This window comes from Bradyrhizobium sp. 187, from assembly GCF_023101005.1.
GTDB lineage: Bacteria > Pseudomonadota > Alphaproteobacteria > Rhizobiales > Xanthobacteraceae > Bradyrhizobium > Bradyrhizobium canariense_D.
In genome coordinates this window covers 5,960,275-5,975,028 of sequence record NZ_CP064693.1, presented here as the reverse complement: position 1 = coordinate 5,975,028, position 14,754 = coordinate 5,960,275, and the positions used below count along the sequence as shown (strand labels likewise).

Genomic DNA, 14,754 nt, shown 5'->3' with positions numbered 1-14,754 from the left:
CGCTAGCGAACCTAGGCGGGGAAGGGGCCGGGACTCAATCGGCGCTGGTTTATACAAAAAAATGATATAATCCCGTCACAGGATCAGAGGACCGGTGGATGGAATTGCATCAGTTGCGATGCTTCGTGGCGGCGGCCGAGCAGTTGCATTTCGGCCGCGCGGCGCAGCATCTCCAGATGCTGCCCTCCGCGCTCGGCCGCCAGATCAGGCTGCTGGAGCAGGATCTGGGCACGCGGCTGTTCGCGCGGACGACGCGTGCGGTGTCGCTGACGGAAGATGGCGTGACGCTGCTGCGTGATGCCCGTGCCATCCTCGCCCGCGTCGAGGCGGTCGAGACCAACCTGCGCAATCGCGCGCGCGCGGGGGCTGCTCGAAAACTCCGGGTCGGCGCCATCGACAGTGCCGCGGCGGGGCTGTTACCGGCGCTGCTGCGCGATTTTCGCGCAAAGCATCCCGATATCGCAGTGCAGCTCCTGGAAGAGAAGACCGTCCGGCTGCTGCCGAAGATCCTGACCGGCGCGCTCGATCTTGCCTTCGTGCGTCCACCGGCTCAGCGGGACAAGCGGCTCGAATTCCGCGATCTGCTGCAGGAAACAGCCATCGTGGCCTTCCCGCAGCGCCACGCGCTGGCCAAACGCAAGTCGATCACGCCGGCGGAGATCGCCGAGGAGGCGATGCTGGTGCCGGATCGTCGCTCGCGGCCGCACAGCCACGACCTCACGATAAGACTATTCGAGCAGGCAGGCCTCACGCCGCGCGTCGTGCAGGTCGCCGACGAGAAGCAGACCATCATCAATCTCGTCGCAACCAGGCTCGGGGTCGCGATCGTGCCGCGCTGGACCATGCGGATGGCGGTTTCAGGCGTGCGCTTCGTGCCGCTGCGGCCAAAGCAGATCGGGCCCGTCGGCCGGCTGCCGCTCGCTGCCGCATGGCTGCGCGGCTCGCGCGACCCCGCCCGCGACGCAATGCTCTCCGTGCTCGAGACGCGCCTGCGCAGCTATGCGCGCGACGCCTGAGGCGCTATGACATCGACTTGGCGAGAGGGGTGATGCGATGGCTGAACGGACAGCTTCGAACGAATTGCGGGTTGCCGTCGCGGGGCTCGGCTCGATCGGCACCAAGATCGCGACCGCGCTCGATCAGGGCATCGAGGGATTGACGCTCTCCGCCGTGGCGGTGCGCGATCCTGCAAAGCATCAGAAATTGCTCGGCAGCCTGCGTCGTCCGCCATCCCTACTGCCGCTCGACCAGCTCGGCGACGCCGCCGATATCGTGGTGGAGTGCGCGCCGAGCAGCCAACTCCGCGCGATCGTCGAGCCCGCGGTGAAACGCGGCAGGGCCGCGGTCGTTGTCAGCGTCGGTGGGCTGCTCGACAATTTTGATCTCGTCGATCTCGCCCGGGCCAATGGCGGCCGCATCCTCGTGCCGACCGGCGCGCTGATCGGGCTCGACGCCGTCAACGCCGCCGCGATCGGCACAATTCACTCGGTGAAGATGGTGACGCGCAAGCCGATCGACGGCTTGAAGGGCGCGCCGTTCATCGTCCAGAACAACATCGATATCGACAATCTGCGCGAGCCGCTCAAGCTGTTCGAGGGGACCGCGCGAGAGGCAGCGAAAGGCTTTCCGGCCAATCTCAACGTCGCGGTCGCGCTGTCGCTCGCGGGCGTCGGGCCGGATCGCACCCAGGTGCAAATCTGGGCCGACCCGACTGTGACGCGCAATGTTCACCGCATCGAGGTCGAGGCGGATTCGGCGCGCTTCTCGATGTCAATCGAGAACATCCCCTCCGAGAATCCTAAGACCGGATTGATCACGGCGCTGTCGGTGATCGCGCTGCTCCGCAAGCAGCGCGCCACGTTGTGTGTGGGGACGTAACTTTCAAGCGCCCGTCACGCGCCAGATCACGTTGCCGACGTCGTCGGCCATCAGCAGCGATTTCTTGTCGGGACCGATCACGACGCCGACCGGACGGCCGTAGGATTCTTTCTCGTCCGGCGCGAGGAAGCCGGACAGGATGTCGCGTGCTGGACCCGAAGGCTTTCCGTTCTCGAACGGGATGAACACAAGCTTGTAGCCGGACAGCGTGCTGCGATTCCACGAGCCGTGCTGGCCGATCGCCATGCCGTCGGGGAAGCCCGGCAGCGTGCCCGCGGGCATCCAGCACAGGCCGAGCGAGGCGGTGTGGCCGCCGAGCGCGTAGTCAGGCGTGAGTGCCTTGGCGACCATCGCCGGATCCTGCGGCACGCGGTCATCCACCGTCTTGCCCCAGTAGCAATAGGGCCAGCCGTAGAACCCGCCGTCGCGTACCGAGGTCAGGTAGTCCGGCGGCGTTTCGTCGCCGAGGCCGTCGCGCTCGTTGACGACGGTCCAGAGCACACCGGTCGTCGGCTCCCAGGCGAGACCAACCGGGTTCCGCAGGCCGGCGGCGAAGATGCGGTGCGTACCGGCGACGAGGTCGAGCTCGTAGACCGCGGCGCGGCCTTCCTCGACCTCCATGCCCATCTCGCCGATGTTGCTGAGCGAGCCGACGCCGGCATAGAGTTTCTTGCCGTCGGGGCTTGCGAGCAGGCTGCGGGTCCAGTGGCCGCTCGGCTTGAAAGTGGTGAGGCGCTTGCCCGGCGCGGTGATGCGATCGGCATTCGCCACGTACGGGAAGGCCATCACGCCGTCGGTGTTGCCGACATAGAAGGTGTCGCCGACCAGCGCCATGCCGAACGGCTGGCTGAGGTTTTCCATGAACGCGCCGCGATACTCCGCGACGCCGTCGCCATCCTTGTCGCGCAGCAGCGTGATGCGGTTGGCGCTGACGCCGAGCGCGGCGGCGCGCCGCATCGTCGCTTGCATTGCGTAGTGAAACACGGACCGCGGCGCCCCCGCGATCTGCGTCGCCTCCGCGATCAGCACGTCGCCATTGGGCAGCACCTCGATCCAGCGCGGATGGTCGAGGCCGGTCGCGAACGCATTGACCTTGAGCCCGGGTGCGACCGTCGGCTTCTGTCCTTCGCTCCAGCCCCGCGCCGTCGGCATCTTCAGTGTCGGAATGGCGCCTTGCGGTTTTGCTTCGGGAATCGCGGGCGACTGGCCCCAGGCCGGCGCAGGCACGGTGCCTGACAGCTTCCGCCATTGCAGCGCGATGCCGCCGAGAAGCGCAACGAACTGCGCAAAGATGCTGGAAAACGTCATGAGAAGCCCCTGTTTGCGGGCGCATCCAACGGGCTGGCGGGGCAGACGTCAACCTGTGCGATGGGCCGCGGGGCTCTATTCCCGTGGAATGGCAGCCGTTCGAATTTGCATGGGACGAATGCCGGGAAGCGGGGCCCGGAGATCAGTGGCCGATCTGCCGCTCTGCCCGGCGCGCCGCGCGAAAATCATCCAGATGATGGATGTTCGGCGCGAGCGCGGCCTCCCTGGACAGGAGATGATAGACACGCGCCACGGTGCGCTGCTTCTGCTTCGGCCGCCCCGGCGGCAGCGCCCGCGCCTTGCGGACGGCGGCGATCGCGTGCTCGCGAAAATAATCGTAGGCGTCGGACATGGCTCGATGCTCTGCGGTCAGTGGCAGGTATCGAGAGGCTAACGGCCTGGAGGGAAGGCAGTTCCTCTCGCTGTCGTCCCGGCCTAGTGCGCAATTGCGCACGGGGGGCCGGGACGACAGCGAATGTGGGGCGCGTCCGCCGCTCTCAGCGCGGCGACAGGAACGGGATGATCATCGGCACGCGGCGGCAATAGGCGCCGTAGGCGTCTTCGCCGAGCTCCTTGGACAGGAACACTTCTTCCATCCGGCCCTTCTGCCACATGCCGAGCGAGATCAGGATCGCGCCGAGCATCGCGGTCACCGTGCCGACCGCGATGCCGGTCACCAGCATGCCGAGGATCAGGCCGGTGTAGATCGGATGGCGTACGATGCCGTACGGGCCGGTGTCGATGACGCGGTGGTCTTGCTTGTGGGTGATGGTGTTGGACCAGAATTGTCCGAGATGCAGCCGTCCCCACCAGGTGAAGGAGATGCCGGCCAGCACGATCAGCGCCACCACGTAGACAGCTGTATTGCTGAACACCCAGAGCGGCTTCTCGCCGAGCACTTCCGCGGTCCATGGCGTGAACAGGATGCCGCCGACCAGGATCGGGATGCGATAGCGGCCGGACTCCAGCGTCATTACCTGCTTCTGGGTGCGGCCCTGCCAGAACGAGGCGCCGACCCAGCTTGCGAGCCAGGCGAGCCAGATCAGGGCGAGCAGTTGCGTCGGCCAAGTCGTGGTCCAACCACCCCAGGCGACAGAGAGAAGCTTGCTGAAATCGAAGGACATGCGGAAAGGTTCTTTGGGTTGGGCGGCAGCTCAGCTGGCGCGCGAGGAGAGCGCGTGATGCTCGATGGCGCCGGAGGCAAGCGCGCCGCCGCGGGCGAGAAGATGGGTGATGGTTTCGCGCAGGACCGGCTCGATCGGGCGCGGCGCGTAGCCGAGTTCGGTGCGCGCCTTGCTGATCGAGAGGTCGCTCGCGGCGAGCGCAATGCGCACGCCCTCGGCGGTGCCGTTGGGCGGCCTGCGCGTGATGCGGTCAGAGAGATATTCGAGCATGATGCCGGACAGCTCGGCCATCTTGCCGGGAACGACGACCGGGAATTGCCGGCGGCCGCTCATCGCGGACATCATCCGCAGAATCTGGCCGAGCCTGACGCAGTCGCCGCCGAGGATGTAGCGCTGGCCGTTACGCCCGCGTTCCATGGTCAGCACGAGGCCCATGGCAACGTCGCGAACGTCGACGAGATTGACCGGGAAGTCGAGATGCGGCTGCACTTTCTTCTGCAGGAAGTACCACAGCATCGCAGTCGGCGGCGTCAGATTGTGGTCGGCAGCACCGATCGGCATGGTCGGGGTGCCGATCACCAGCGGAAAACCTTCAGCTGCGGCCTTCGCGGCGCAATGCTCGGCCAGCGATTTCGACCGCGTGTAGGCGCCCGGCATCGCATCGGCCGGCTGCAGCGCCTCTTCGGCGGGAACACCGTTGAGGTCGGAATAGGGGAATAGGATCGATTCCGTCGAGCAGTGCAGAAAGCGCGAGACCCCGCGCTTCATCGCGGCCGCGAGCACGATCTCGGTGCCGCGGCAATTGACGTCGTGAAAGGCCTGCTTGTCGGCGACCCACATGCCGGGCAGGCCCGCGAGGTGATAGACCTGATCGACCCCAGCAATCGCGGCATCGACCGCGGCACCGTCGAGCACCGAGCCTTGGGCATATTCAACGTCGGCATACGGCGCGGCAGGCGCACGGACGTCGAGAACACGCACCCGCTGCCCACGGGCGCGGAGCGCTTCTACAAGATGATGTCCGATGAAGCCGCTGCCACCGGTAACCAGTACGAGAGCCATGCAGTAGGTTTGCTGTTTCGCGTCTAGAACTATCGGGTTGAAAGGGAATTGGTCGGAGCAGGCGCCAGAATCGCGGCAAGGTCGCGACGGAAGCCCAATGCAATGAATAATTTTGCCATGACAAACATCGGTCCAAGCAGAAAATGCGTGGGGTGGTCGACCATCGACGGCTGCCGCTCCTCGAAAACCTTGTGACCGACGATTTGCGACGCGACGCCGAGCCCGATCAGCACCACAAAAATCGACCACATCATGACGATCGAGACCTGATTGCCAATCGCGGTTGCGACCGAAAGCAGCACGATCATCGAGGCGAGGATGCCGAGCCCGATCCCGGCGTCCAGCATCAGCCAGTAGGCCAGCACCGGCAGGGCAAGAACCATGGCCAGGCTGACCTCGATCCCGAACACCGGGAAATGGACCAGCGTCAGCGGCAGCACGGCGCCGGTGAAGAGCAGGAGGATGCCGACCACGTGCATCGCGCAGTTCCAGGGATCGCGATGATATTCGACGTAGTCGGCCAGCTGACGTTGAAAATAACTGGCCATCTCGGTCTCGTGCAGCATGGGGTCGGGCAGGGCGAAAAAAGCCTATAGCACCTGATAGGGCGGTGCACAAACCGGCGTAATTGTCGCGCGAAACCGCGCTGTTGCGCTGTGAGACAGGTCACAAAAGAAACGTGACTTCAAAGGGTTGCGTCAGACGCCGTGGCGCGTCCGCTCAGCGCTTCTTGGCGGGCTTTTTCGCCGCAGGCGCAGGTGTCGCAGCCGGATGCGCAGGCGCTTCCTCCGGTACCTTGGCGTAGGTCAGGATTTGCAACTGGGCGTTGGCGGCTGAGGTCGGCCTGGCCCGGTCGAGAAACTGCTCCTCGCCGAGGCCGATCGGATGCAGCCGCTTGGTCGAGATCTTGAACGTGTTCACCAGCACGTCGCGTATCGCGTCCGCCCGGCGCTGGCTCAGGATCGCGTTGGCCTCGCGCGTCTTCGCGTTGGATTCGACATGGCCGACGATCAGGAACGTGTAGGGCAGCAGCGAGGCATGGACCAGCGCATCGGCGAGGCGGCCGACGGTCTGGTAGGACGCCGGCTGGATGATCGGCGTGTCGGCGTCGAACTGGATCTGCGCAGTGAAGGTCGGCAGATTGACCAGATCAGGCGCGATCAGCGGCCGGTTCACCGGACCGGGATCGTTCTTGATCCTGGCCTTGGCCCGCTCCATCACCTGCAGCTTCAGCGCGGGGAGATCGATCTCGGCGGCTTGTTCGAAATGGTTGAGCTTGCCGACGATGTCGTCGCGGGTTGGCGGCGCCGTCTGCGCTTCCGCTGTGCCCGCGAGCAAAGCGAGGCCGAGCGCGATGCATATTCCGGCGGTGGAAAGCCTCGTCGCTGGCATCACCGATACCCCGCGTCGTCAACGGCCTTCAGGCAATTGTTGCTGATGCCCTTGGGCGTCGAGACCAGGCAGGGGACCGCCTTGCTGGTCTCCTTGGTCGAGCCGCCGCAGACCTTGACGATCTCGCGCTGGCAGACGTTCGCCACGGTGACACGGGCTGCGACGCGCTTCTGGATGGCGTCGAAGGCACCGAGATAATCGCTCTGGCACTGCTGCGAGAGCACGTCGCGGTTGCGCGAGAGGCACTCCTTCAGGCGGGTCGAATCCGGGTTGACGCCGCGGCAATTGGCGACGATTTCCGCGCCGCAACTTTTCGCCAGCAGCCCGATCGCATCGCCAAAGCTCATGGTCTCCGCCGCCGCAAGCGACGGCATACCCAATGCCAGCAAGATCAGTGTGATGGAGCCCCGGACCATGGCCGCATCTGATACGGGGAAGTTCACGGTGGTCAAGGGCTGTTCGGACCTGAACTGTCGAGAGTCCGACCAGTGCGGCGAACAGTCCTCACTCCGTGGCCTCAGTGAGGGGTGGCCATTCGATCAGGGCGACCGTGTGCTTCCCGAGCTCGTCGGCGACATCAGGGTCGGCCTTGAGCTCGTCCAATGTCCGCGGCGGGGGAAGCTGGCGGCCGTCCGCGGTCAGTTCCTGTGCATAGAACGCGAGTGCCTCGGGCGCATTCTCCAGGGCCTCATCGACGTCGTCGCCGCCGGAAATGCAGCCGGGCAGGTCCGGAAACCACACGCCGACGGCTTCGTCCGGGCCGGCGTCCTCGATGATGGCGATGTAGTGCGGCATGCAGGCCTCACGCCCGCTGCACAAAACTGTCCACGACCTTCTTCTCCCCCGCCTTGTCGAAGGCGATGGTGAGCTTGTTGCCGTCGATCTTGGTGACGCGGCCATAGCCGAATTTCTGGTGGAAGACGCGGTCGGAGAGGGAGAATTCCGAGGTCGTGCCGGTGGATTTGGCCACCAGCTCGCCCTCGATCGTCAGCGGCCCGCGGCGGCGCGAGGAGAAGCTGCCGAAATCGGGCGAGGACGACTGGGACGAAAACGACGAGGCCTGTTCCTCGAAACTGCCGCGGCCGCCATTGCCGCCGCCACCGCCGCCGCGATTGCGATTGGCCTGGGCGCGCTGCCAGCCCGGGGTCGAATAGGTGGAGCCGAACGCTTCCATGTCGTCGAAGCGGGAGGCGCCGTAGCCGCCGGTGCCGCCCCAGGCCGAGCCGCCCTTGGATTCCGTGATCTCGACATTGGCCGCGGGCAGTTCGTCGAGAAAGCGCGAGGGGATCGTGGTCGACCAGGTGCCGTGGATCCGGCGGTTGGTGGCAAAATAGATTTTGGCGCGGCGGCGGGCCCGGGTCAGGCCGACATGACCGAGCCGGCGCTCTTCCTCGAGGCCGGCGCGGCCCTGTTCGTCCAACGTGCGCTGGCTCGGAAACAGGCCTTCCTCCCAGCCGGGCAGGAACACGTTGTCGAATTCCAGCCCCTTGGCCGAATGCAGCGTCATCAGCGACACCGCGTCCTCGTCGGCGCCGCTGTCGCGGTCCATCACCAGTGAGATGTGCTCCAAAAACCCTTGCAGGTTCTCGAACTCCTCCATCGAGCGCACCAGCTCCTTGAGGTTTTCGAGCCGACCCGCGGCGTCCGCCGAACGGTCCTTCTGCCACATCTCGGTGTAGCCGCTCTCGTCGAGCACGATCTCGGCGAGCTCGGTGTGCGAGGTGACCTCGCGCTGGGCGCGCCAGCGGTCGAACTGGGCGACGACGTCGCGCAAGGAGCCGCGCGCCTTCGGCTTCAGCTCATCGGTCTCGACCACCGCGCGCGCCGCCTCGAACAGCGGGATGCGGCGCTTGCGGGCGTGATCGTGCAGCATCTGCACGGTGGCATCGCCCAGGCCGCGCTTGGGCGTGTTGACGATGCGCTCGAAGGCGAGATCGTCGGCCGGTGAATTGATGACGCGGAGATAAGCCAGCGCATCGCGGATCTCGGCGCGCTCGTAGAAGCGCGGGCCGCCGATGACGCGATAGGGCAGGCCAAGCGTGACGAAGCGGTCCTCGAACTCGCGCATCTGGTAGGAGGCGCGCACCAGAATCGCGATCTCGTTGAGCTTGTCGCCCTGGCGCTGGATCTGCTCGATCTCCTCGCCGATGCCGCGGGCTTCCTCTTCCGAATCCCAAGAGCCTGTTACCGTGACCTTCTCGCCGTCCTGGTCCTCGGTGCGCAGCGTCTTGCCGAGCCGGCCCTCGTTGTGGGCGATCAGGTGCGAGGCGGCGGCGAGGATGTGGCCCGTCGAGCGGTAGTTGCGCTCGAGGCGGATGACCTTGGCGCCGGGGAAATCATGGTCGAAGCGCAGGATGTTGTCGACCTCCGCGCCGCGCCAGCCATAGATCGACTGGTCGTCGTCGCCGACGCAGCAGATGTTTTTGACGTGGCGCGTCTGCTCCTTCTCCCCGCTTGCGGGGTCGCGACGAGCTTCGCTCGCGCTGAGAAGGTCAGGATGAGGGGCTGCCTCCACGAGCTCAGCTTGCTGAGAGTCCCCCTCACCCGGATCGCTCGGGCGCGCAATTGCGCTGCCGGGCGATCCGACCTCTCCCCGCACGCGGGGAGAGGCAAAAGAAGTCGGCGCTTGGGACAGCAGCCGCAGCCACAGATATTGAGCGACGTTGGTGTCTTGATACTCATCGACCAGGATGAATTTGAAGCGCTGCTGGTACTGCCGCAGGATATCCGGGTGCTCGCGGAAGATGCGGATGTCCTCGAGCAGCAGATCGCCGAAATCGGCGGCGTTCAGGATCTTCAGCCGCTCCTGGTAGCTCGCATAGAGCTTGCCGCCCTTGCCGTTGGCGAACACGGCGGCTTCGCCCGACGGCACCTGCGACGGCGTCAGGCCGCGGTTCTTCCAGCCGTCGATCAGCCCGGCCAGCATGCGCGCCGGCCAGCGCTTGTCGTCGATATTGTCGGCTTGCAGAAGCTGCTTGAGCAGTCGGACCTGATCGTCGACGTCGAGCACGGTGAAGTTCGACTTGAGCTGCGCCAGCTCGGCGTGGGTGCGCAGGATGCGCCCGCCGATGGAGTGGAAGGTGCCGAGCCACGGCATGCCTTCGACGGCATAGCCGAGCATCTGACCGAGCCGATGTTTCATTTCGCGCGCGGCCTTGTTGGTGAAGGTCACCGACAGGATTTCGGATGGGCGGGCGCGGCCCTGGCTCAGGATGTGGGCGATGCGCGTGGTCAGCACGCGGGTCTTGCCGGTGCCGGCGCCGGCCAGCACCAGAACCGGCCCGTCCAGCGTCTCCACAGCCTCGCGCTGCTCCGGATTGAGCCCGGACAGGTATTGCGGGCCTACCGAGGCGCGCGCACGCGCGGCGATGCCGCCGGCTGCGGGCTGGTGGTCGGGGACGCTCTGGGACGTGATCTTGCTCGGCTCGGTCATGCGAATCATTTGCCCCACGTTGGCACCGCGGGGTGGTGAAAGGGGAGCCTTCTTAACAGGGATTGGTCCCTATATGGGGCCGCGGACAGGGGTTTTCCACGTGCGCCGAAAGCCAATTTGTTCCTGTCGGTCAGGCGAATTTCCGGCTTCAGCGGCCCGGAACCATTGTTCCGAGTTGGCGATTGGTTCTGCAAGTGAGGCGCGTCAGCCGCGCCGATCGCAGACAGACATCGAAACAGAGGTTCGGATCATGCTTAGCTGGGTAGTTACGTTTCTGGTTATCGCCCTGATCGCCGGTATCCTGGGCTTTGGCGGCCTCGCCGGCGCGTCGATCGAAATCGCCAAGATCATCTTCTTCATCGCAGTCGTGTTGTTCCTGGTCTCGGCCGTTGTCGGACTGGCACGGGGTCGTAACAGGGTTTAGCGCGCTTACCGCTTCGAGGGCATCGCCACGTTCCGGCCGATGCCCTCGGGCCGCGGGACGGCGCTGTGGGCCTTGACCACCGCTGCGATGCGCTCACGGATGTCTGGGGGAAAAGCCGCCACCTTTCGTGAGCCCATGTCGATGTGAAGCGACATGTTTTCCGATGTGGCGGACAGCCATCCTTCGGTCGCGTGCCGCAGCTCCTGGAAGGTGTGCAGCCGCTTGTCGTCGGCTTCCAGCAGCCAGACCGAGACCTGCACGGGATCGTCGAGGTGGATTTCGCGCAAATACCGCACGTGGCATTCGGCGGTGAAGGTCGAGCCGCCGCGCTCCTTCATGTAGCCCGGTCCGATCCCGAGCGTCAGCCACATCTGGTCGATCGCGCGGTCGAACATCACGTTGTAATAGGCCATGTTGAGGTGGCCGTTGTAGTCGATCCATTGCGGCTCGATCTGCATGATTGACGAGCGGAACGGCACGCCCTCGATCGTTGTGGCAGCAGTCTCCGGCATGTGTCCTTCCCCAGCTATGCGTCCGGTCGCTTGACTTGACCGGTGAGATGTCCTTTGCCACGGTTCGTCTCGTCGGGAGGAACGTCCGTGGGTACGACCATCACCAATAATCCGCCGCGGCCGGCGCCGAAAGCCCTCGCGAGCGCGCTGGAGCAACTTGCCGCGCGGTTCGGCAACCGCCTCATCACCTCGCAAGCCGTCCGCGAGCAGCACGGCCATACCACCACATGGATCGTGAACCAGCCGCCGGACGGCGTGGTGATGGCGCAGGAGACTGCCGACATCCAGGACGTGGTGCGGATCTGCGCGAAAAACGGCGTGCCCGTCATCGCCTTCGGCACCGGCACCTCGCTCGAGGGCCAGGTCAACGCACCCGCCGGCGGAATCTGCATCGACCTGCGCGACATGAACAAGGTGCTCGCGGTGCATGCCGAGGACCTCGATTGCGTGATCCAGCCCGGGGTCACCCGCAAGGCGCTCAACGAGCATCTGCGCGACCAGGGCCTGTTCTTCCCGATCGACCCCGGCGCGGACGCTTCCCTCGGTGGCATGGCCTCGACCCGCGCTTCCGGCACCAATGCGGTGCGCTACGGCACCATGCGCGACAGTGTGCTGGCGCTGAAAGTGGTCCGCGGCGACGGCGAGATCATCACGACCGGCACGCGTGCGAAGAAATCATCCGCCGGCTACGACCTGACGCATCTGTTCGTCGGCGCCGAGGGCACGCTCGGCATCATCTCGGAGCTGACCATCCGCCTGCGCGGCATCCCCGATACGATCGCGGCCGGAGCGGTGTCGTTCGAGACCGTGCACGGGGCGTGTCAGGCCGTGATCCTGGCAATCCAGACCGGTATTCCCGTGGCGCGCATCGAGCTGCTCAACGCCGCGCAGGTGCGGGCCTGCAACGCCTATTCGAAGTTGACCCTGCCCGAAACGCCGCTGCTGCTGATGGAATTCCACGGCAGCGAGATAGAGGTCGCCGAACAGTCCAAGGCCTTCGGCGAGATCGCCAGGGATTGCGGCGGCGGCGATTTCTCCTGGACCACCAAGCCGGAGGACCGCACAAAACTGTGGCAGGCGCGGCACGACGCCTATTGGTCGGTGAAAGCGCTGCGGCCCGGCGACAGCATCGGGGTGGTCGCGACCGACGTCTGCGTGCCGATCTCGCGGCTTGCCGAATGCGTCGGCGCGACCGAGGAAGATCTCAAGCGCCTCAACCTGTTGTCGCCGATCGTCGGCCATGTCGGCGACGGCAATTTCCACTGCTCGCTGGTCTGCGACACCAACGATGCCGACGAGATGGCGCGCGGCGAGGAGTTCATGCATCGGCTGGTCGAGCGCGCGCAGGCGATGGACGGCACCTGCACTGGCGAGCACGGCATCGGTCAGGGCAAGCAGAAATACCTCAAGGCGGAGCTCGGGCCCGAGGCGATCGACGCGATGCGGGCGCTGAAAAAGGCGCTCGATCCGCAGAACATCTTCAATCCCGGGAAGATCGTACCGGAGGCGTAGCGCGCGGCGTGGCCGCCGTTTATGCTCGCTCCCTCACCACGGAGCAGGCAATGCAGTGGTTCGCGCGCAAGACGCGTCAGGACGTCTGGGACGAAGCGATCGAACGGCCGCTCGGCGATATCGAGGCCGCCGAGCGCATCCGTGCGATCTGTGACGCCGCTGCGGCGAGCGCGGCAGGTAGCGCGCGCAGCGACAAGCGCGACAGCGAGCGCTACGAGCGCGCGGCGAAAGTCGCGATGGAAATCGCGATGAAGATCTCGGATGGACTGATGCGCGACGACGCAGTCCGTCGCATCGTCGATCTCTGCATGAAGGCGAACGACCTTAAGACGGCGCAAATCCTGTTTCGCGCGATCCATGCCAGCTGGATCCGCGAAACGATCCAGCGCGATCACCCGCCATTGGCGCAGTGAGCCCAGTTATCGCGCCAACTTCCGCACGGCCTCGTCGACGCTGTGGAAGACACGCTCTCTCGGCAGGGCGTCGAACAATCTAAACCGCTCGAACGCGTCCTGCGCGCGCACCGATTCCAGCCGGGCCAGCGCGACGGTGACGCCCTGTTCGCTGCACGCCCTGAACACGTCCAGCAGGATCTGCGCGGCGGTGAAGTCGATCTCGACCATGCCGCTCGCCTCCAGCACCAGCAGCTGTGGCGGCGTCGTGCCGAGCACCTTGATCACGTCGCTGCGAAAGCCGGGCGCGTTGAGGAAGGACAGCGGCGCCTGCAGCCCGAGCACGGCGACGCCGGCGATGCGCTCGCCGGCGATGTGCGGATGTGCCGGCCACCAGATCGTGGTGCCCGGCACGCGCTCGAACTCGACCAGCCGCGCGCGCGTCGTGCTCCAGATGCCGTGCAGCAGCGACAGCACGATGCCGAGGAACGCGCCTTGCTGGATCGGCAGCACGATGATCAGCGCGGCGGTGGCGGCAATCAGCAGGAATTCGCTGGGGGATTGGCGATAGATCGTGACGATCTGCTTCACGCGGATGATGCGCAGCGCGACGAACAGCAGGATGCCGCCGAGGGCTGCGTCTGGAACGTGCTGCAGCAATCCCGTTCCAAACGCGAGCAGCGCCAGCACGATCGCAGCGGCGGCGAGACCCGCGAGCTGCGATTGTCCGCCGGTCTCGGCGACAATGCCCGTCCGCGGCGGGCTGGCGTTGACCGGAAACGCGCCGAACAGGCCCGACAGCACGCTGCCGGCGCCGGCGCCGAGAAAATCGCGATCGACATCGGCCGGCTTGTCGGGATCGGACGGGAATGAGCGCGTCGTCGCCGCGGTCTGCACCATCACCACGACCGTGATGACAAAGGCGAGCGGCACGAGGCGGACCCATTGCTCCGCTGCAAGCTCGGGGAAGGTCGGCCGCGGCAGCGTCCCCGGCACGAGGCCTACGACATTGACGCCCTTGCTCTCGAGGCCGAGCGCGATCGTGGCCAGGGTCGCGGCGACGAGCCCGATCAGCGCGCCCGGAATTTTTGCGCTGACCTTCTCGGCGACGAAGACCACGGCCAGCACACCGAAGCCGATGCACAGCGTGAAGGGATTGGTGCGGCCGAGCTCGCTTGCGAGCACACCGATGCGATCGAGCGTCGGCCCGTTCGGCGAGTCCAGGCCCAGCACGCCCGGTAATTGCGACACGATGATGTGGACGGAGATGCCGGCGAGGAAACCGACCATGACGGGCACGGACAAGAGATTGGCGATGCCGCCGAGGCGGAAGGCGCCGCCGGCCAGCATCATTGCGCCGACCATCAGTGCCAGCGCGATCGCGAGGCCCTGATACTCAGGCGAGCCGGCGGCGGCCAGCGCCGCCAGCCCGCCGGCGAAGATCGGCGTGATCGTGGAATCGGCGCCGCAGGACAGGAAGCGGTTTCCGCCGAGCATCGCAAAGCCGAGCGATCCCGCCATGAAGGCGAAGAAGCCGATCTGCGGCGCGAAGCCGCCGAGCCGCGCCGTGGCCATCTGCTCTGGGATCGCGATTGCCGCGAGCGTCAGGCCGGCCATCAAATCGCCCGGCAGCGAATAGGACGCGAGTGAGCGAAACAGCGGCCATGATGTTGCGGTGTGAGCGTCCTGCGCCATCAGCAGCGAATCCCCGAAGCGT

The 14,754-nt window shown here is 65.8% G+C and carries 16 protein-coding genes; 5 read left to right on the top strand and 11 right to left on the bottom strand.

Annotated elements, in window-relative coordinates:
• Positions 1-98 precede the first annotated feature (98 nt).
• A complete protein-coding gene (locus tag IVB19_RS28955) occupies positions 99-1,016 on the top strand; it encodes a LysR family transcriptional regulator (protein WP_018454277.1) in 918 nt (305 codons plus the stop codon).
• A 37-nt stretch (positions 1,017-1,053) separates the two neighbouring features.
• Positions 1,054-1,878: an aspartate dehydrogenase gene (locus IVB19_RS28950; protein WP_018454278.1), complete on the top strand. Its 825-nt coding sequence runs from the start codon at positions 1,054-1,056 to the stop codon at positions 1,876-1,878.
• A gap of 3 nt (positions 1,879-1,881) precedes the next feature.
• Here IVB19_RS28950 and IVB19_RS28945 read toward each other — a convergent pair whose 3' ends face one another.
• The 9 genes from IVB19_RS28945 to IVB19_RS28905 form a co-directional block, all read right to left on the bottom strand.
• Entirely contained in the window at positions 1,882-3,186 is a 1,305-nt protein-coding gene (locus IVB19_RS28945; RefSeq protein WP_018454279.1) for a PQQ-dependent sugar dehydrogenase, read from the bottom strand.
• Between the two features lie 142 nt (positions 3,187-3,328).
• Positions 3,329-3,538 (bottom strand): hypothetical protein, encoded by a 210-nt coding sequence (locus tag IVB19_RS28940; protein WP_018454280.1) that lies wholly within the window; start codon positions 3,536-3,538, stop codon positions 3,329-3,331.
• Positions 3,539-3,683: 145 nt separating this feature from the next.
• Positions 3,684-4,310: a methyltransferase family protein gene (locus tag IVB19_RS28935; protein ID WP_007600907.1), complete on the bottom strand. Its 627-nt coding sequence runs from the start codon at positions 4,308-4,310 to the stop codon at positions 3,684-3,686.
• Between the two features lie 30 nt (positions 4,311-4,340).
• On the bottom strand, positions 4,341-5,372 hold the full coding sequence (locus IVB19_RS28930; protein ID WP_018454281.1) for an NAD-dependent epimerase/dehydratase family protein: 1,032 nt from the start codon (positions 5,370-5,372) through the stop codon (positions 4,341-4,343).
• A 29-nt stretch (positions 5,373-5,401) separates the two neighbouring features.
• Positions 5,402-5,938, bottom strand: a complete 537-nt coding sequence (locus tag IVB19_RS28925) for an Mpo1 family 2-hydroxy fatty acid dioxygenase (RefSeq protein ID WP_018454282.1) — start codon at positions 5,936-5,938, stop codon at positions 5,402-5,404.
• Between the two features lie 154 nt (positions 5,939-6,092).
• Positions 6,093-6,764 (bottom strand): OmpA family protein, encoded by a 672-nt coding sequence (locus IVB19_RS28920; protein WP_018454283.1) that lies wholly within the window; start codon positions 6,762-6,764, stop codon positions 6,093-6,095.
• Positions 6,764-7,180 carry a hypothetical protein gene (locus IVB19_RS28915; protein WP_018454284.1) on the bottom strand — a complete coding sequence of 139 codons (417 nt, stop codon included), beginning with the start codon at positions 7,178-7,180 and terminating at the stop codon, positions 6,764-6,766. The genes IVB19_RS28920 and IVB19_RS28915 overlap by 1 nt, the downstream gene beginning before the upstream one ends.
• A gap of 88 nt (positions 7,181-7,268) precedes the next feature.
• Positions 7,269-7,559 carry a type II toxin-antitoxin system HicB family antitoxin gene (locus tag IVB19_RS28910; protein ID WP_018454285.1) on the bottom strand — a complete coding sequence of 97 codons (291 nt, stop codon included), beginning with the start codon at positions 7,557-7,559 and terminating at the stop codon, positions 7,269-7,271.
• Positions 7,560-7,566: 7 nt separating this feature from the next.
• The gene (locus IVB19_RS28905) at positions 7,567-10,206 is read right to left on the bottom strand and encodes an ATP-dependent helicase (protein WP_247820443.1); all 2,640 of its coding nucleotides are present in this window, start codon (positions 10,204-10,206) and stop codon (positions 7,567-7,569) included.
• A 241-nt stretch (positions 10,207-10,447) separates the two neighbouring features.
• On the opposite strand from IVB19_RS28905, the gene IVB19_RS28900 reads away from it, so the two are divergent.
• On the top strand, positions 10,448-10,621 hold the full coding sequence (locus IVB19_RS28900; protein ID WP_007600914.1) for a DUF1328 domain-containing protein: 174 nt from the start codon (positions 10,448-10,450) through the stop codon (positions 10,619-10,621).
• 5 nt (positions 10,622-10,626) lie between these two features.
• On the opposite strand, the gene IVB19_RS28895 is transcribed toward IVB19_RS28900, so the two are convergent.
• Positions 10,627-11,133, bottom strand: a complete 507-nt coding sequence (locus IVB19_RS28895; protein WP_018454287.1) for a thioesterase family protein — start codon at positions 11,131-11,133, stop codon at positions 10,627-10,629.
• 87 nt (positions 11,134-11,220) lie between these two features.
• On the opposite strand from IVB19_RS28895, the gene IVB19_RS28890 reads away from it, so the two are divergent.
• Together IVB19_RS28890 and IVB19_RS28885 are read left to right on the top strand one after the other, a co-directional pair.
• On the top strand, positions 11,221-12,645 hold the full coding sequence (locus tag IVB19_RS28890; protein WP_018454288.1) for an FAD-binding oxidoreductase: 1,425 nt from the start codon (positions 11,221-11,223) through the stop codon (positions 12,643-12,645).
• 50 nt (positions 12,646-12,695) lie between these two features.
• Entirely contained in the window at positions 12,696-13,058 is a 363-nt protein-coding gene (locus IVB19_RS28885) for a hypothetical protein (protein WP_026232706.1), read from the top strand.
• 6 nt (positions 13,059-13,064) lie between these two features.
• On the opposite strand, the gene IVB19_RS28880 is transcribed toward IVB19_RS28885, so the two are convergent.
• Positions 13,065-14,732 (bottom strand): SulP family inorganic anion transporter, encoded by a 1,668-nt coding sequence (locus tag IVB19_RS28880; RefSeq protein WP_247820442.1) that lies wholly within the window; start codon positions 14,730-14,732, stop codon positions 13,065-13,067.
• Positions 14,733-14,754 lie beyond the last annotated feature (22 nt).

Excerpts from the sequence above, each read along its gene's own strand:
- IVB19_RS28955 (WP_018454277.1), top strand. The coding sequence starts at position 99 with ATGGAATTGCATCAGTTGCGATGCTTCGTGGCGGCGGCCGAGCAGTTG.
- IVB19_RS28950 (WP_018454278.1), top strand. The coding sequence starts at position 1,054 with ATGGCTGAACGGACAGCTTCGAACGAATTGCGGGTTGCCGTCGCGGGG.
- IVB19_RS28945 (WP_018454279.1), bottom strand. The coding sequence starts at position 3,186 with ATGACGTTTTCCAGCATCTTTGCGCAGTTCGTTGCGCTTCTCGGCGGC.
- IVB19_RS28940 (WP_018454280.1), bottom strand. The coding sequence starts at position 3,538 with ATGTCCGACGCCTACGATTATTTTCGCGAGCACGCGATCGCCGCCGTC.
- IVB19_RS28935 (WP_007600907.1), bottom strand. The coding sequence starts at position 4,310 with ATGTCCTTCGATTTCAGCAAGCTTCTCTCTGTCGCCTGGGGTGGTTGG.
- IVB19_RS28930 (WP_018454281.1), bottom strand. The coding sequence starts at position 5,372 with ATGGCTCTCGTACTGGTTACCGGTGGCAGCGGCTTCATCGGACATCAT.
- IVB19_RS28925 (WP_018454282.1), bottom strand. The coding sequence starts at position 5,938 with ATGCTGCACGAGACCGAGATGGCCAGTTATTTTCAACGTCAGCTGGCC.
- IVB19_RS28920 (WP_018454283.1), bottom strand. The coding sequence starts at position 6,764 with ATGCCAGCGACGAGGCTTTCCACCGCCGGAATATGCATCGCGCTCGGC.
- IVB19_RS28915 (WP_018454284.1), bottom strand. The coding sequence starts at position 7,180 with ATGGTCCGGGGCTCCATCACACTGATCTTGCTGGCATTGGGTATGCCG.
- IVB19_RS28910 (WP_018454285.1), bottom strand. The coding sequence starts at position 7,559 with ATGCCGCACTACATCGCCATCATCGAGGACGCCGGCCCGGACGAAGCC.
- IVB19_RS28905 (WP_247820443.1), bottom strand. The coding sequence starts at position 10,206 with ATGATTCGCATGACCGAGCCGAGCAAGATCACGTCCCAGAGCGTCCCC.
- IVB19_RS28900 (WP_007600914.1), top strand. The coding sequence starts at position 10,448 with ATGCTTAGCTGGGTAGTTACGTTTCTGGTTATCGCCCTGATCGCCGGT.
- IVB19_RS28895 (WP_018454287.1), bottom strand. The coding sequence starts at position 11,133 with ATGCCGGAGACTGCTGCCACAACGATCGAGGGCGTGCCGTTCCGCTCG.
- IVB19_RS28885 (WP_026232706.1), top strand. The coding sequence starts at position 12,696 with ATGCAGTGGTTCGCGCGCAAGACGCGTCAGGACGTCTGGGACGAAGCG.
- IVB19_RS28880 (WP_247820442.1), bottom strand. The coding sequence starts at position 14,732 with ATGGCGCAGGACGCTCACACCGCAACATCATGGCCGCTGTTTCGCTCA.